We start from the raw sequence: 15841 nt of genomic DNA on the forward strand, positions 1-15841 counted from the left end.
TATCATGCGGGCCGGATCGATTGTCCTTGACTGGATGGCGGGGCGAGCAGGTCAAGGGCGTGCCGGGCCGCGATCCATTCCTCGTTCGTGGGCTCCATGGCGATCCGCACGGCGCTGCCGGGCGTCGACAGCGTCGTGGCCTGAGCCGCGTTGGCCTCCGGGTCCAATGCCATCCCCAGCCAGTCCAGCGCTTCGCAGATCCGCCGCCGCAGCTCGACGCTGTGTTCACCGATCCCGGCCGTGAACACCAGCATGTCCAGTCCGCCCAGCACGGCCGCCAGCGCCCCGATCTCGCGCACGATGCGGCGCACATAAAGCGCCAGGGCCAGCCGCGCGCGAGGCTCGCGAGCCTCGACGGCCAGCAGGTCGCGCGGATCGGGCGAGATGCCCGAAACGCCCTTCAGTCCCGATTCGTGATACAGGATGCGGCCGACTTCTTCCAGGCTGAGCCGTTCGATCTCCATCAGATACAGGACGGCGCCCGGGTCCAGCGAGCCGGTACGGGTGCCCATCATCAGGCCATCCAGGGCGGAAAACCCCATGGTGGTGGCCTGGCTGCGAAGATCGCGCATGGCGCACAGGCTGGCACCGCTGCCCAGGTGGGCGGCGATGACGCGTCCGCGCGCCTGGTCGCCGTGGCGTTCAGGCAGGGCGATGGACAAGTATTCATACGAAAGGCCATGAAAGCCGTAGCGTCGCAGGCCGCGTTCCCAGGCGTCGTAGGGCAGCGGCAGCATTTGCTCGACCTGCGGGATGGTATGGTGAAAAGCGGTGTCGAAACAGGCCATCTGGGGCAGGCCGGGCCGTTCGCGCAGCAGGACGTCGATCGCTTCCAGGGCGAATGGCTGGTGCAGCGGCGCGAGGGGGATGTAGCCGCGAAGATCCTCCAGCACGCCGGCGTCGATGCGCACCGGCGCGAAATATTTGCTGCCTCCGTGGACCACGCGGTGGACGACGGCCGCCAGGCGCCCGTCGCCCAGCCGTGCGTGCACGCGCCGCAGGATCAGGTCCAGTGCGCAGCGGTAGGGTTGGGCGGGATCGAGGGAGACGACGAACGGCGTCACGCCGGTTTCGCCGAAGTCGGGGTGTTCCCCGCCGATGCCCTGCACTTTGCCATTCCAGACGGGCTGCCGGGGCGGAGGATCCGACGCGGTGTCGAACAAGGCGAACTTGATGCTCGACGAGCCGCAGTTCAGCACCAGGATCAGGGATGGCCCGTGGGTGTCGGTCCGGCCGAGGGTCATGGGGGCGTGCTCCGGTAGTGGTGCGCCAGCAGCAGGGCCAGGGCGCATGAGGCGATGCGGGATTCATAAGTGTCGGCCCGGCTGGTCAGGACGATGGGTACGCGGGCGCCCAGGACGATTCCGGCGCTGGCCGCGTCGCCCAGGTACATCAGCTGTTTGGCCAGCATGTTGCCGCTTTCCAGATCGGGTACGACCAGGATGTCGGCGCGGCCGGCGACCTCCGAGCGAATGCCCTTGACTCGCGCGGCGGCCAGCGAGATCGCGTTGTCGAAGGCCAGCGGTCCGTCGAGCAGCCCCCCGGTGATCTGGCCCCTGTCGGCCATCTTGCACAGGGCGGCCGCGTCCAGCGTGGCAGGCATGGCGGCGTTCACGGTCTCGACGGCGGCCAGGATGGCCACGCGCGGTTCGGCCACGCCGATGGCGTGCGCCAGGTCGATGGCGTTGCGGATGATGTCGGCTTTGTGCGCCAGGGTCGGGGCGATGTTGATCGCCGCGTCGGTGACGATGAAGGGGCGGGGATAATGCGGTGTCCGCAGCAGGTAGCAATGGCTGACGCGCCGGCTGGTGCGCAGCCCGTCACGGGCGACCACGGCGCCCATGAGTTCGTCGGTGTGCAGGCTGCCCTTCATCAGTGCGTCGACCTCGCCGGCACGCGCCAGCGCCACGGCCTGCTCGGCGGCCGCGTGGCTATGGGGCGCGTCCTGGATATCGATGCCGCGCAGCGAGACGCCCAGCGTCCCGGCGGTCTGTTCCAGGCGCGCGCGGGGCGCCACCAGGATGGGGGCGATCAGCCCTTCACGGCGGGCGTCCAGGGCCGCTCTCAGGCTGGTTTCGTCGCACGGGTGCACGACCGCCATCCGGATCGGCCCGAGCCCGCGCACCCGCTCCCGCAGGACGCGCAGCCCGTCCCGCCGTGTGTCTTCAGTGTGCATGTCGGTCATGGGTGCCTCAGACCATATGCTGGCCGCCGTTCATGGCCAGGTTGCTGCCTGTCATGAATGCCGCCAGGTCGCCGCAGACGAAGGCCACCAGCGCGCCGATTTCTTCCGGTCGACCCAGACGGCCGACCGGGATCTGGGAGATGATCTGGTTTTCGAGGACGTCGCGTGGCACGGCGGCGACCATCGCGGTGTCCATATAACCAGGGGACACCGTGTTGACGGTGATGCCCTTGCGCGCCAGTTCCAGCGCCAGCGATTTGGTGAAGCCGTGGATGCCGGCCTTGGATGCGGCGTAGTTCGTCTGGCCGTACTGGCCCTTGCTGCCGTTGATCGAGGCGATGTTCACGATGCGGCCCCAGCCGGCCTCGATCATGTCGTCGACGAAGGGATGGGTCACGTTGAACATGGAGTCCAGATTGGTGCGCAGCACGCTGTCCCAGGCGGATTTCCGCATCTTGCGGAAGGTGCCGTCGCGCGTGATGCCGGCGTTGTTCACCAGGATGTCCACCCGGTGGCCGTCGGTCCGGATGCGTTCGGCCATGGCCAGGCAAGAGGCCTCATCGGCCACGTCGACGCCGTAGGCATGGAAAGCGTAGCCGTCCGCAGCCTGGGCCTTCAGCCAGGCCGGGACGTGGTCGTTGCCGAGGGTATGGGCGACCAGCACGGTATGGCCCTGGTCGTGCAGGGCGCGGGCGATGGCCTGGCCGAGCCCGCCGGTGCCGCCGGTGACGAGTGCGGTATGGGATGTGGGCATGAAAGACTCCTGGAAGGGTGGACGCTCAGGCCATGCTGCCGATCACGGACCGGAAGCGGCGCAGAGAAAGATAGAACATGAGGGAACCGATGATCGCCAGGCCCAGGAACGAAGGCCAGACCACGTCCAGGCCCGCGCCCCGGTACAGGATGGCCTGCCCCAGCTCGACGAAATGGGTGGTGGGCGCGGCCAGCATCAGGTCCCGGGCCAGCACGGGCATGCTTTCCCGGGGCGTCGTGCCGCCCGAGAGCATCTGCATCGGCAGCAGGATCAGGATCATCAGCATGCCGAATTGGGGCATGTTGCGCGCCAGGGTGGCCAGCCAGATGCCCATCGCGGTCATGGCGAACAGATGCAGTGACGCGCCGGCGAAAAAGAGCGCCAGGGAACCCTCGATCGGCACGTGCAGCAGTCCTCGAACGATGCCGTTGAGCGACAGGGCGGCGGCGGCCAGCACGACCAGGCTCATGGACCAGACTTTGGACAGCATGATCTGGGCCGGCGTGACCGGCATCACCAGCAGGTGCTCGATGGTGCCGTGCTCGCGCTCGCGGATCAGGGCGGCGCCGGTGAGGATCAGCGACACCATGGTGATGTGGTTGATGATTTCCATCAGACCGCCGAACCAGGACTTGTCCAGGCCGGGGTTGAAGCGCGCCCGCAGGACCAGGTCGACGGGCGGATCGGCGGCCTGGCCGCGCCCGCGCATGAAGTCCGCGATCTCGCCCTGGATGATTTGCTGGATGCTGCCGTTGCCCGTGAAGGCCTGGCTCATGCGGGTGGCGTCGACGTTGATCTGGATTTCCGCGCCGCGGCCCGCCAGCGCGTCGCGCTGGAAATCGGGCGGGATGTTCAGCACGAAGGAATACCGGCCGATGTCCATGCCCGGATCGACCTGTTCGTGGCCGATCATGGCGGGCGGCATGAACTGCGGAGGGTAGAAGGCATCGGCAATCTGCCGGGACAGAGGGGAATGATCCTCGTCCACGATGGCGATCGGGACATGGTGCAGGGTCTCCGGGATGGCCGTGGCGGCAGTGTAGACCGAGACCGTGAAGGAAAAGGCGATCAGCACCAGCATGGCGGGGTCGCGCCACAGGCTCCAGAGTTCCTTCACGCCCAGCCACCAGATCGTTCCGAGGAATCGGTGCTTCATGTCAGCGGTCCTGTTTTCGAAGCAGCGCGATGGCGCCGCCCATAATGACCGGGATCGACAGCGCCATGGGCCAGATGGATGGCCAGAGGTCCTGGAATCCCAGCGCCTTGTTGAAGACGCCGCGGCTGATGGTGAACATGTAGGCGGCCGGGTAGGTCAGGCCGACCAGCCGGCCCGGTCCCTCCAGGGAACTGACCGGATCGAGCAGTCCGGAAAACTGGACCGCCGGGATCAGGGTCGCGATCATGGTGAAGAACATGGCGGCGATCTGGCTGCGCGTGATGGCCGACGCCAGCAGGCCCAGGCCGGTCGAGGCGACGCAGAAGAACGCGGCCGCCAGCGCCAGCGTGGGCAGGCTGCCCTTGATGGGCACCCCGAACACCGTCACCGCCAGCAGGCACATGGCGACGAAGTTCACCAGGGCCAGTCCGATGTAGGGGATCTGCTTGCCCAGCAGGAATTCGGCGCGCGACACCGGCGTGACGTACAGGTTGATGATCGAGCCGATTTCCTTTTCCCGCACCACGGCCAGCGCCGTGAGCATGGCGGGCAGCATGATGAGCATCAGCGGGATCACCACCGGCACCATGGCCGGCAGGCTGCGCACGTCCGGGTTGTAGCGGAAGCGGGTTTCCAGGCCGACCGGCTGGGCGATCGGCGTGCCCGGGCGTTCGCGTGCCTGTTGCGTCAGCCATAGCTGGTGCATGCCCTGGACGTAACCCTTGATTGTTTCGGCGCGCTGCGGCATGGCGCCATCGATCCAGGCGCCGATCTCGGTGGCGCGTCCGTGCAGCAGGTCGGCGCCGAAGCCGGGCGGGATCTCGATGGCCAGCGACAGTTCGCCGCTGCGCATGCGGCGGTCCATGTCGGCCTCATCGAGGATCGGGGCGTGCTCGACGAAATAGCGTGAGCCGGAAAGGTTCAGCGCATAGTCGCGGCTGATCGTGGTGCCGTCCCGGTCCAGGACGGCGAAGCGCAGGTTGTCCACATCCATGCTGATGCCGAAGCCGATGACGAACATCAGGACCAGGGAACCCAGCAGGGCCAGCGTGCCGCGCACCGGATCGCGGCGCAGCTCCATGGATTCGCGGCGCATGGTGCTCAGCAGCCGGACCGGGCTGAAGGCCGGAATGCGGGGGGCGCGGGCGGCCGGTGTCGTCGCCGATGCCCGGCCGGAAGGGGCGGGTGGCATGCCGTCGTTTGCGGATGCCCCGGATCCCGTAAGCCCGGGCGGCGCCGCGGCCTGGCCGCCGGCCTCCAGGAGGTAGCCGATGAAGGCTTCCTCCAGAGTCTTTGCGCCACGCTTGCGCACCAGTTCGGCGGGCCGGTCGCTGTCGAGTACGCGCCCCGCGTGCATCATGGACATGCGGTCGCAGCGTTCTGCCTCGTTCATGAAATGGGTGGAAATGAAGATCGTCACCCGGTCGCGGCGCGACAGCGAGATCAGCAGGCGCCAGAAATCGTCGCGGGCGATGGGATCCACACCGGATGTGGGCTCGTCCAGGATCAACAATTCCGGTTCGTGCACCATTGCCACCGCCAGCGAAAGCCGCTGGCGGATGCCCAGCGGCAGGCTGTCGGGCAGTTTGTCCAGCGACTCGTCCAGGCCGAAACGCTCCGTCATGGCCCGGACACGGTCCGGGATGCGTTCGGGCGGAACGTGGAACAGACGGGCGTGCAAGACCAGGTTCTGGCGGACCGTCAGTTCCCCATACAGAGAGAAAGACTGGGACATGTAGCCGACCCGTCGGCGCACGCCCAGGTCGCCGGGATCGATCTCTCGACCGAACAGCCGGGCGTGGCCTTCGCTGGCGGGCAGCAGGCCCGTCAGCATTTTCATGGTGGTGGTTTTGCCGCAGCCGTTCGAACCCAGGAAGCCGAAAATCTCGCCGCGGCGGATGCTGAAACTGACGTGATCGACGGCGACGAAATCGCCGAACCGCATGGTCAGGCCGTTGGCCTCGATGGCGATGTCGCCATCCGTATCCTCGGGCAGCGGAGGGATTTCCACCGGCGCGTAGCCCTCGCGCCGGGAGGGGGGCAGCAGATGGATGAAGGCCGATTCCAGCGTTTTCTGGCCAGTCGAGGCGAGCAATCCGGCGGGCGTGCCAGTGGCCAGGATGCGGCCCTGATCCATGGCGACCAGCGAGTCGAAGCGTCGCGCCTCGTCCATGTAGGCCGTGGCCACGACCACCGTCATCCCCTGCCGCCCGGCACGGATGCGGGCGATCAGTTCCCAGAACTGGGCGCGGGCGAGCGGATCGATGCCGGTGGTGGGTTCATCCAGAATCAGGAAATCGGGATCGTGGACCAGGGCGCAGCACAAACTGAGTTTCTGTCGCATGCCGCCCGAAAGCTTGCTGGCCGGGCGTGACAGGAACGGATGCAGGCCGGTGCTGCGGGTCAGGTCGTCGATGCGCCGGCGCCGCTCGGCGGCGTCGTGGCCGAACAGCCGGGCGAAGAATTGCAGGTTTTCCTCCACCGACAGGGTGGGGTACAGGTTCTTGCCCAGGCCTTGCGGCATGTAGGCGATGCGCGGGCAGGCGCGGTCGCGGTGGTCTCGCCGAGCCATGTCGCCGCCCAGCGCCTCCACCCGTCCCCGCTGGATGACCCGGGCGCCCGCCAGGATCGACAGCAGCGTGGATTTGCCCACGCCGTCCGGGCCGATCAGCCCCATCATCCGGCCAGCCGGAATCTCCAGATCGATGCCGTCCAGCGCGCGGGTCCGGCCGTAATGGTGGCTCAGCCCCTGGATCCGGGCCGCGAACGCAGTCGATGCCATACGCTTACCCGGGCAGACGGATGGCCAGGGATTCGGGCCAGGGACGACCGGCATCGGTGCGCACCCAGGCCACGCCCGGCAAACCGGTCTTGACTTGCTCCAGGTGCTTCAGCAACAGGTCGGGCGGGATGCGGGCCTTGACGCGGAACATCAGCTTCTGGCGTTCGCTGGCGGTTTCCACCGTTTTGGGGGTGAATTGCGCCTGGCTGGCCACGAAGGACACTTCGGCCGGAATCACGTACTCGGGCGCGGCGTCCAGGACGATGCGGACCTCGCTGCCCATCGCCAGGCGCCCGGCGGCGGTTTCGGGCACGAAGAAGGTCATGGACACGTCGGCCAGGTCCAGCATGTTCAGCACCCGGCCGCCGGCTCCCAGGACCTCGCCGGGCTGAGCCACGCGCAGTTGGATGCGGCCGTCGCGCGGCGCCTTCAGGCTGGCGTCCTTCAGATCGGCCTCGATGCGGGTCGTCGTGGCGGCGGCCGCCGCCACGGCGGACTCCGCGCCCACCAGGTCGGCCTTGGCCGCGGCCACGCCCGCCTGGGCGGAGAGGATGCGGGCCCTGGCCGCCGCCAGGCCGGCTTCCGCACTGTGCAGCCTGGCCTGGTCATCGTCCAGCTCCTGCTGGGACGCCGCCCCGCGCTGCGCGAGGGAGCGCGAGCGGTTCAGGCGTTGACGGGCGGCGAACAGATCGCTTTCGCGCTGCCTGGCGACGGCCTGTTGCGTAGCGACATCGCTTTCCCGGAGGGCGACCTGCGCCTGGGCGGCGGCGACGGCGTGCACCGCCTGGCGCTGGCGGGCGCCGGCTTCGTCGAGCTGGGCCTGCAGGGAATCCAGGTTCATGACCGCCAGGGTCTGGCCGGTCTTGACGAAGTCGCCTTCGCCGACCAGGATCCGGTCGACCCGGCCAGGCAGCCTGGTGGCGATGTCGATTTCCGTTGCTTCGATCCGGCCGTTGCTCTGGATGAAGCCGGGGCCCGGTCCCCGGTCCTGGGCGACGCGCCAGAGGCCATAGGCGCCGGCCCCCACGACGAGGACGATGGCAAGAGCCAGCGGGAGTCTTTTCTTGAGGCGGTCGGTTGGGTTCATGGTCGATCCGGCGTTCAGTGTGTGATCCCGGCCTGTGGAGCGGGGCTGCGATGATCGGTCGGCGCCGGGCCCGCGCCACCGCCCAGGGCGGCGAACAGCGCGACCTGGCTTGACAGCCACGCGGCGCGGACCTGCACCAGTTGCTGCTGGGCGGTCAGCAGGTCGCGTTGGGCATCGAGCACCTCCAGGTAGGGCGCGGCTCCGCTGTCATAACGCAGTTGCGCGAGCGTCGCGCGTTCGGCCTGGGTCCGGGCCATGCGGGCCTGGATCTCCATCTGTTCGGCCAGCCACCGGCGTGCGGACAAAGCGTCCGACACTTCGCGGAACGCCGTCTGGATGTCCCTTTCGTAGGTGGCCACCGCCATGTCGCGGCGGACTTCGGCGACCTCCAGGTTGGCCTGGAGCCGGCCGGCCGTGAAGATCGGAATCTCGATGACGGGGGTGAACATCCATGCGCGGCTGCCGCTCTCGAACAGGCTGTCCAGTTCGGTGCTGGCGGTGCCCAGGGACGACGTCAGGGAGATGCGCGGCAGGAATGCCGCCCGTGCGGCCCCGATCCGGGCGTGGGCCGCGCGCAGTCTGTATTCGGCGACCCGGATGTCCGGGCGGGCCAGCAGCACGTCGGCCGGCAGGCCGGGCCGCAGGGAGGCCAGCGGAGTGGCGTCCAGACTGACGGGGACGGCGGACCGGGGCCCCGGATCGGCGCCCACCAGCAAGGCCAGCGCATGGCGGGCGGCGGCCCGTTGCTGCTCGATCTGGGCGCTGAGCGACTGGGCCTGGATCAGCAGGGTGCGGACCTGGGTAAGTTCAAGTGCCGAGGACGAGCCGATCTTCCGGCGCTGTTCGAAGATGTCCAGCGACTGTCTGCGGTTGTCGACCGCTTCCCGGGCCAGGACGGCCCGTTGCTCCAGTTCGCGCAGCGCAAGCACGGCGTCTGCCACCTGGCGGATCAGAGCGGTCTGGACGCCCTGGCGGGCCGCATCGGTCGCCAGCCACTCGTCCAGGGCGGCGTCTTTCAGATTGCGGATCCGGCCCCAGAAGTCGATTTCCCAGTTCGTGAGGCCGACGGCGGCCTGGTACTTGGATTGCACGACGGTCTGGTCCGGCAGCGGCGCGGCAATGTCGCGCGCGCGGGTGCCCTGGCCCTGGGCGCCGATCGAGGGCGGCAGTTCCGAACGCTGGATGCGATAGGCGGCCTCGGCCTCGCGCACGCGCAGCACGGCCAGGCGCAGGTCGCGGTTGTGTTCCAGCGCCAGGCCGATCAGCCGGCGCATTTCCGCATCCTGGAAATAGTGGGACCAATTCAGGTCGGCCAGCGCCCGGGCGGTTTCGGCGCCGGTGTCGGCCGGCCAGGCGTTGGCCACCGGCAGGGGCGGGGTTGCATGCCGGGGGGCCAGGTCGACGCAGGCCGTCACGGTCAGCAGCAGGCCGACGGCGCCCAGGGCGCGAATGGCTCGTTTCATTCGGTTCGGCATGTTGCGGGCTTTGGCGGGTCAGGTTTCCAATACGTAGCGCCCAGGAGCATGGCCCAAGGACGGCCGGCCGGGGATGCCCAGCGGCGGCGGGGCCTCGGGTGCGCCCGAGCGATCCGCCAGCCACTGCGACCAGGCGGTCCACCAGGACCCGTCGGTGACGGGCGTGGCGGCCATCCATTCGTCGGGTGGCAGGAACGGATCGCCGGGCCGGCGTGTACGGATGCGGTACTGGCGATGCGGATGGCCGGGTTCGTTGACGATGCCGGCATTGTGGCCGCCGCTGGTCAGCACGAAGCACAGCTCGCCCGGGAAGAACTGGTGCAGCTTGTAGACCGAGCGCCAGGGAGCGACGTGGTCGGTGACGGTGCCCACGGCGAAGATCGGCAGGCGGATGTCGCTGATCGACACGGACCTTCCGCCTACGGGGTAGCGTCCGGCGCTCAGGTCGTTGTTCAGGTACAGGCGCCGCAGGTATTGCGAATGCATGCGGGCGGGCATGCGCGTGGCATCGGCGTTCCAGGCCATCAGGTCGTTGATGGGCCGGCGCTCGCCCAGCAAGTATTCGTGGATGACGCGCGACCAGAGCAGGTCGTAGGACCTCAGCATCTGGAAGGCGCCCGCCATCTGATCCGCGCTGAAATAGCCCAGGCGCCCCATCTGGGCTTCGAGCATGTGCACCTGGGCCTCATCGATGAACAGGCCGATTTCCCCCGGCTCGCTGAAATCGACCTGGGCCGTGAACAGGCTGGCGCTCGCGAGGCGCGCATCGCCGTCGCGTGCCATGGCCGCCGCCGCGACCGACAGCAGCGTGCCGCCCAGGCAGTAGCCCGTGGCGTGGACGCGGTGTTCCGGCTGGATGCGTCCGATGGCGTCGAGGGCGGCGAAGAATCCGTGGCGGAGATAGTCGTCCATGCCCAGCCCGGCATCCTGGTCGGTGGGATTCTTCCAGGAGATGCAATAGACGGTGTAGCCCTGGTCTCGCAGGAAGCGGATCAGGGAATTGTGCGGCGACAGGTCCAGAATGTAGTACTTCATGATCCAGGCCGGCACCAGCAGGACGGGTTCCGGGCGCACGGTCGCGGTCGTGGGGGCGTACTGGATCAGCTCGATCAGCCGGTTGCGCAGCACCACCTTGCCCGGGGTGGCCGCCACATCGCGCCCGACGCGGAATGCGTCCGCGCCGGCGACCGGCATGCCGGCCTGGTGGCGGACGATATCCTCCAGCAGGTAACCGCCCCCCCGCAGCAGGTTCATGCCGCGTTGCCCGATCGTGCGGTCGAGGGCGACCGGGTTTGTCCAGAGCTGGTTGCCTGGCGACATCATGTCCAGCCACTGCCGCGCCCAGAACGAGACCTGCCGCATGTGATGCGGATCGACGCCGTGCAGGTCGGTCGTGGCTTCCTCCCACCAGGCCTGCGTCAGCAGAAAGCCCTGATGCAACAGGTTGTAAGGCCAGCGGCACCAGGCGGGATCGCTGAACCGGCGGTCGGTTTCCGGCGGCGTGATGCAGACCCGCGACGGCCCACCGGACGCCCGCAGGCAATCATACAGATAGTGCGCCAGATCGATCTGGTGAATGATGGCCAGGCGCAGCAGTTCGGCCTGCTTGCCGGGCGAGGCTGTCAGGTGCGTGGCCCAGTCCAGCCATGCCAGGTTGAGCGAGGCGGGCGACAGCGACGCGAACGCGCGCGCCTGGCTGGCGTGGAAATATTGGTCGGTGGCCCGGGCGGCGGCCCGGGCGTCGATGTCGCCGAGGCGGTTCAAGGATGGTGACATAAGGTCCCCTTTACCGACTTTTTAGTCGATAGATCTCCAGTCTATCCTGATGGAGATCAAGGGCGCGGTGTTCCAGGCGCCGATGCGGCGCATGCCGCCGCTCCATTTCCCCGAGGCTGGAGGCTCAGGGCTTGCGCAGCCGCGCGAAGGCCTCGGCCATGGCGCCCTGGGGGGCGGCGGCCCGGTCGGGGCGTCCGCCGCGTTGGCCCGCGCGGCCGCCTGTGCGGCCCGCGCCGCTCACGCCGGCCGAGGCGCGAGGCTCCGGGTCGTCCTTGCGCATGCTCAGGGCGATGCGCTTGCGCGCCACGTCCACTTCCAGCACGCGCACCTGCACCGTCTGGCCCACGCGCACCACGTCGCGCGGATCCTTGATGAACCTGTCGGCCAGGGCGGATACGTGCACCAGGCCGTCCTGGTGCACGCCGATGTCCACGAAGGCGCCGAAGTTGGCGACGTTGCTGACCACGCCCTCCAGGACCATGCCGGTCGCCAGGTCCTTGATGTCCTGGATGCCTTCCTTGAATTTCGCTGTCTTGAATTCGGGGCGGGGGTCACGGCCCGGTTTTTCCAGTTCGGCGAAGATATCGCGCACCGTGGGCAGGCCGAAGCGCTCGTCGGTAAAGTCCGCAGGAGACAGGCCTTTCAGGGAATCCGCATGGCCCATCACCGCCTCGGCGGGCCGGTCGACTTTTCGCAGGATCCGCTCGACCACGGGATAGGCCTCGGGGTGCACGGCCGAGGCGTCCAGGGGGTTGTCGGACCCCGGGACGCGCAGGAAGCCGGCCGCCTGCTCGAAGGCCTTGTCGCCGAAGCGCGGCACGTCGCGCAACGCCTTGCGATTGCGGAAGGCGCCGTGGGCCTCGCGCCACTGCACGATATTGCGCGCCAGGGACTGGTTCAGTCCGGACACGCGCGTCAACAGAGGCGCCGAGGCCGTATTCACATCCACGCCGACGGCATTGACGCAGTCCTCGACCACGGCGTCCAGGGAACGCGCCAGTTCTCGCTGATTGACGTCGTGCTGGTACTGGCCCACGCCGATCGCCTTGGGCTCGATCTTCACCAGTTCCGCCAGCGGGTCCTGCAGGCGGCGGGCGATGGAGACCGCGCCGCGCAGGCTGACGTCCAGTTCGGGGAATTCCTGGGCAGCCATTTCGGAGGCCGAATAGACCGAGGCGCCGGCCTCGGACACGACGACGCGTTCGAAGGCCAGTTCCGGGTGGCGCTCGCGCAGCGTGGCGGCCAGGCGCTCGGTCTCGCGCGAGGCGGTGCCGTTGCCGATGGCCACCAGATCGATTTTGTGACGCGCGATCAATGCGGCCAGAGTCCGCAGGCTGCCTTCTACGTCGCGGCGCGGTTCGAAGGGGTAGATGGTGGCGGTTTCCAGTAGCTTGCCGGTGGCGTCGATGGCGGCGACCTTGACCCCCGTGCGGATGCCGGGGTCCAGACCCAGCACGGCCTTCGGGCCCGCGGGGGCGGCCAGCAGCAGGTCCTTCAGGTTGGCGGCGAACACGCGGATGGCTTCGGCTTCGGCCGTTTCCCGCAACCGTCCGATCAGCTCGGTCTCGAAGCCGGTCAGCAGCTTGACCCGCCAGGTCCAGCGGCAGACTTCGGCCAGCCAGTGCTGGCGGGGCGTGGCGTGGGCATCGAAACGGGCGTCCACGCCCAGGATGCCGGCGATGCGCGCCACGAAGGGGTGCGGCGTTTCGGCCTCGCGCGCGGGATCCAGTCCCAGGCGCAGGTCCAGGACGCCTTGCTGGCGGCCGCGCAGCAGCGCCAGGATGCGGTGCGAGGGCAGGGTGCGCAGGGCCTCGCTGAAGTCGAACCAGTCGCGGAAGTTCGCGCCTTCGGTTTCCTTGCCTTCGACGACCTGGGCGGTGATCCGGCCGGTGTTCCAGAGTTCCGTGCGCAGCGTGTCCAGCAGCGCGGCGTCTTCCGCGAAGCGCTCGGCCAGGATGTCGCGCGCGCCGTTCAGGGCCGCGCGCACGTCCTCGAAGCCGGCCTCGGCGTTCAGGTAGGAGGCCGCCAGGACTTCGGGATCGGCCGAGGCATCGGTCAGCAGGGCGTCGGCCAGGGGTTCCAGACCCGCCTCCCGGGCGATCTGGGCGCGCGTGCGCCGCTTCGGCTTGTAGGGGGCGTACAGGTCCTCCAGGCGCTGCTTGCTGTCGGCCTCCAGGATCCGAGCCCGCAGGGCGTCGTCGAGTTTGCCCTGTCCGGCGATCGAGTCCAGGATCGCCACGCGGCGGCCTTCCAGTTCGCGGATGTAGAGCAGACGGACTTCCAGCTGGCGCAGCACCGTGTCATCCAGTCCGCCGGTGGCTTCCTTGCGGTAGCGGGCGATGAAAGGCACCGTGGCGCCGGAATCCAGCAGGTCTACCGCCGCCGCGACCTGGGCGGGACGGGCGTCGAGTTCCGCCGTCAGCAGCCGCAGGACGCGGGCGGGATCGACGACATGGGTCTGAGAGTCGGAGCTGGTCATGGTCATGGGTGTCACGCAATACCGGTACAAGCGGCGCATTTTGCCATACCCGCTCCGTCATGCCGCGAGGCCTGGCGTATCATCCGGGGATCGATCCGCATCCACGCCGCGTCCTGCATCATGTTTTCCGACGATCTCGCCGCTCTTTTCGGCCCCGACGGCCCGCTGGCCAGCCAGTTGCCGGGCTACGTGCCGCGCGCGGCCCAGCTCGAACTGTCGGAGGCCATCCGCGCCACGCTGGACAGCGGCGGCGTGCTGATCGCCGAGGCCGGCACGGGCACTGGCAAGACCTGGGCCTACCTGGCGCCCGCCTTTCTCTCGGGCGGCAAGGTGCTGGTCTCCACCGGCACCCGGACGTTGCAGGACCAATTATTCCGCCGCGACATTCCGCGCCTGCGCGCTGCGCTGGCCTTGCCCGTGGATGTGGCGCTGCTCAAGGGGCGCGGCAACTACGTTTGCCATTACCACCTGGAACGCCTGGAACAGGACGAGCGCGGCCTGAAGTCGCGCGACGAAATGCCCCAGTTGCGCGCCATCCGCCGCTTCACGCGGGAAAGCGACAGCGGCGACCGCGCGGACCTGCCCGAGGTGCCGGAGACCGCCGACATCTGGAACCGGGTCACTTCGACCCGCGAGAACTGCCTGGGCCAGGACTGTCCTTACGTGCGCGACTGTTTCCTGCTGAAAGCGCGCCGCCACGCCCAGGAAGCCGACGTGGTGGTGGTCAACCACGCCCTGTTCATGGCCGATCTGGCGCTGCGGGAAGAGGGCGTCACCGATCTGTTGCCGGAGACGCACATGGTGGTGTTCGACGAGGCGCATCAGTTGCCCGACACCGCCACCCGCTTTCTGGGGCAGAGTCTGTCGTTGCACCAGGTGCTGGATTGCGCCCGCCAGGCCGAGGCGGCGGGGCTGGCTCATGCGCGCGAGGCCGTCCGCTGGAGCGAACTGTGCCAGACGCTGGATGCGGCGGCGCGCGATCTGCGCCTGACAAGCGCCCCCGTGGGGCGTCTGCCGGGTGGCCGGGCGACCTTCGAGCAGATTCCCGAGGCCGACGCTTTCGACCAGTCGCTGGACCGTCTGGCGCAGGCGCTGGACGGATTGGCCGACTCCCTGGGCACCCAGGAGGAACGCCACCCGGATCTGGCCGCCGCCGCCCGAGCGGCGCGTACATTGCGTGCCCGTCTTTGGCAATGGGCGCATCCCGCCAGGGGGGAGCCCGAGGCCGGCGGCGATGCCGCCGTGCGCTGGATCGAGCACAGCGCGCATTCCGTGCGGCTGCAACGGGCGCCCTTGTCGGTGGCGCGGATCTTTTCGGGCTTCCGGCGGCCGGGCCAGTCCTGGGTGCTGGCGTCGGCCACCTTGTCGGTGCGCGGCGATTTCCAGCATTTCCAGCGCCAGCTGGGATTGGGGGGCGCCGAGACACGCAGCTGGGCTTCGCCCTTCGACTATCCGGCCCAGGGGCTGCTGTATGTGCCCAAGGGGCTGCCATGGCCGAGCGACCCGGGTTTCACGGATGCCTTCGCGCAGGCCCTGCTGCCGTTGGTGGACGACTGCGCGGGCGGGGTGCTGGTGCTGTGCACCACCTTGCGCGCGGTCGACCGGGTGGCTGATGTCCTGCTGCGCGGCATGCTGGCTTCGGACCGGCCGGTGATGCGCCAGGGCGAAGCCTCGCGCGGCGTGCTGCTGGATCGCTTCCGTGCGGCCGGCAACGCGGTGCTGGTGGGCAGCACCAGTTTCTGGGAAGGCATCGATGTGCCGGGCGACGCGCTGACCCTTGTGGCGATCGACAAGCTGCCGTTCGCGCCGCCCGACGATCCGGTGCTGGAGGCGCGTCTGAACGCCTGCAGGGCCGAAGGCGGCAATCCTTTCATGGAATACCAGTTGCCTCAGGCGGCGCTGCTGCTCAAGCAGGGCGCGGGGCGCCTGATCCGCTCGGAGACCGACTGGGGCGTGCTGGTGGTGGGGGACGGACGCCTGGTGGACAAACCCTATGGGCGGTTGCTGTGGCAGGGCCTGCCGCCTTTCGCACGGACCCGGGATGCCTCCGTGGCGCTGGATTTCCTGGGCAATCCGCCGGGCGGGCGGGAGCCGGCCCCCGAGAGCGCCGCCGAGGCCTGACTGGCGCGAACGGGGCCGGTCGTGGG

At 68.8% G+C, this 15841-nt stretch carries 10 protein-coding genes; 1 reads left to right on the forward strand and 9 read right to left on the reverse strand.

From position 1 onward, the window contains the following. Window positions 1-2: 2 nt before the first annotated feature. The 9 genes from O4H32_RS07790 to O4H32_RS07830 all read right to left on the reverse strand — a co-directional run bounded on the left by O4H32_RS07790 (window position 3) and on the right by O4H32_RS07830 (window position 13694). A complete protein-coding gene (locus O4H32_RS07790) occupies window positions 3-1244 on the reverse strand; it encodes an acetate/propionate family kinase (RefSeq protein WP_269358026.1) in 1242 nt (413 codons plus the stop codon). Continuing rightward, entirely contained in the window at window positions 1241-2176 is a 936-nt protein-coding gene (locus tag O4H32_RS07795) for a bifunctional enoyl-CoA hydratase/phosphate acetyltransferase (protein WP_269358171.1), read from the reverse strand. Before O4H32_RS07795 ends, O4H32_RS07790 begins: the two co-directional genes overlap by 4 nt. Window positions 2177-2192: 16 nt before the next feature. Beyond that, complete coding sequence (gene phbB, locus O4H32_RS07800; RefSeq protein WP_269358027.1) at window positions 2193-2939, reverse strand: acetoacetyl-CoA reductase; 747 nt, start codon at window positions 2937-2939, stop codon at window positions 2193-2195. 25 nt (window positions 2940-2964) lie between these two features. Beyond that, entirely contained in the window at window positions 2965-4095 is a 1131-nt protein-coding gene (locus O4H32_RS07805; RefSeq protein ID WP_269358028.1) for an ABC transporter permease, read from the reverse strand. Window position 4096: 1 nt separating this feature from the next. Next, the gene (rbbA, locus tag O4H32_RS07810) at window positions 4097-6877 is read right to left on the reverse strand and encodes a ribosome-associated ATPase/putative transporter RbbA (protein ID WP_269358029.1); all 2781 of its coding nucleotides are present in this window, start codon (window positions 6875-6877) and stop codon (window positions 4097-4099) included. A gap of 4 nt (window positions 6878-6881) precedes the next feature. After that, complete coding sequence (locus O4H32_RS07815; protein WP_269358030.1) at window positions 6882-7964, reverse strand: HlyD family secretion protein; 1083 nt, start codon at window positions 7962-7964, stop codon at window positions 6882-6884. Window positions 7965-7978: 14 nt separating this feature from the next. Beyond that, entirely contained in the window at window positions 7979-9427 is a 1449-nt protein-coding gene (locus tag O4H32_RS07820) for an efflux transporter outer membrane subunit (protein ID WP_269358031.1), read from the reverse strand. A gap of 30 nt (window positions 9428-9457) precedes the next feature. After that, window positions 9458-11215, reverse strand: a complete 1758-nt coding sequence (locus O4H32_RS07825) for a PHA/PHB synthase family protein (RefSeq protein ID WP_269358032.1) — start codon at window positions 11213-11215, stop codon at window positions 9458-9460. A 124-nt stretch (window positions 11216-11339) separates the two neighbouring features. Next, on the reverse strand, window positions 11340-13694 hold the full coding sequence (locus O4H32_RS07830) for a Tex family protein (RefSeq protein WP_269358173.1): 2355 nt from the start codon (window positions 13692-13694) through the stop codon (window positions 11340-11342). Between the two features lie 120 nt (window positions 13695-13814). Here O4H32_RS07830 and O4H32_RS07835 point away from each other — a divergent pair, with 120 nt between their 5' ends. Further along, a complete protein-coding gene (locus tag O4H32_RS07835) occupies window positions 13815-15815 on the forward strand; it encodes a DNA repair helicase YoaA (protein ID WP_269358033.1) in 2001 nt (666 codons plus the stop codon). The last annotated feature ends 26 nt before the right edge of the window (window positions 15816-15841 follow it).

Source organism: Castellaniella denitrificans (genome assembly GCF_027214045.1).
GTDB classification, from domain to species: Bacteria; Pseudomonadota; Gammaproteobacteria; order Burkholderiales; family Burkholderiaceae_B; genus Castellaniella; species Castellaniella denitrificans_A.

Coding starts and splice junctions, on each gene's coding strand:
- phbB (WP_269358027.1), bottom strand. CDS start 2,939: ATGCCCACATCCCATACCGCACTCGTCACCGGCGGCACCGGCGGGCTC.
- O4H32_RS07805 (WP_269358028.1), bottom strand. CDS start 4,095: ATGAAGCACCGATTCCTCGGAACGATCTGGTGGCTGGGCGTGAAGGAA.
- O4H32_RS07790 (WP_269358026.1), bottom strand. CDS start 1,244: ATGACCCTCGGCCGGACCGACACCCACGGGCCATCCCTGATCCTGGTG.
- O4H32_RS07835 (WP_269358033.1), top strand. CDS start 13,815: ATGTTTTCCGACGATCTCGCCGCTCTTTTCGGCCCCGACGGCCCGCTG.
- O4H32_RS07830 (WP_269358173.1), bottom strand. CDS start 13,694: ATGACCAGCTCCGACTCTCAGACCCATGTCGTCGATCCCGCCCGCGTC.
- rbbA (WP_269358029.1), bottom strand. CDS start 6,877: ATGGCATCGACTGCGTTCGCGGCCCGGATCCAGGGGCTGAGCCACCAT.
- O4H32_RS07820 (WP_269358031.1), bottom strand. CDS start 9,427: ATGAAACGAGCCATTCGCGCCCTGGGCGCCGTCGGCCTGCTGCTGACC.
- O4H32_RS07815 (WP_269358030.1), bottom strand. CDS start 7,964: ATGAACCCAACCGACCGCCTCAAGAAAAGACTCCCGCTGGCTCTTGCC.
- O4H32_RS07825 (WP_269358032.1), bottom strand. CDS start 11,215: ATGTCACCATCCTTGAACCGCCTCGGCGACATCGACGCCCGGGCCGCC.
- O4H32_RS07795 (WP_269358171.1), bottom strand. CDS start 2,176: ATGCACACTGAAGACACACGGCGGGACGGGCTGCGCGTCCTGCGGGAG.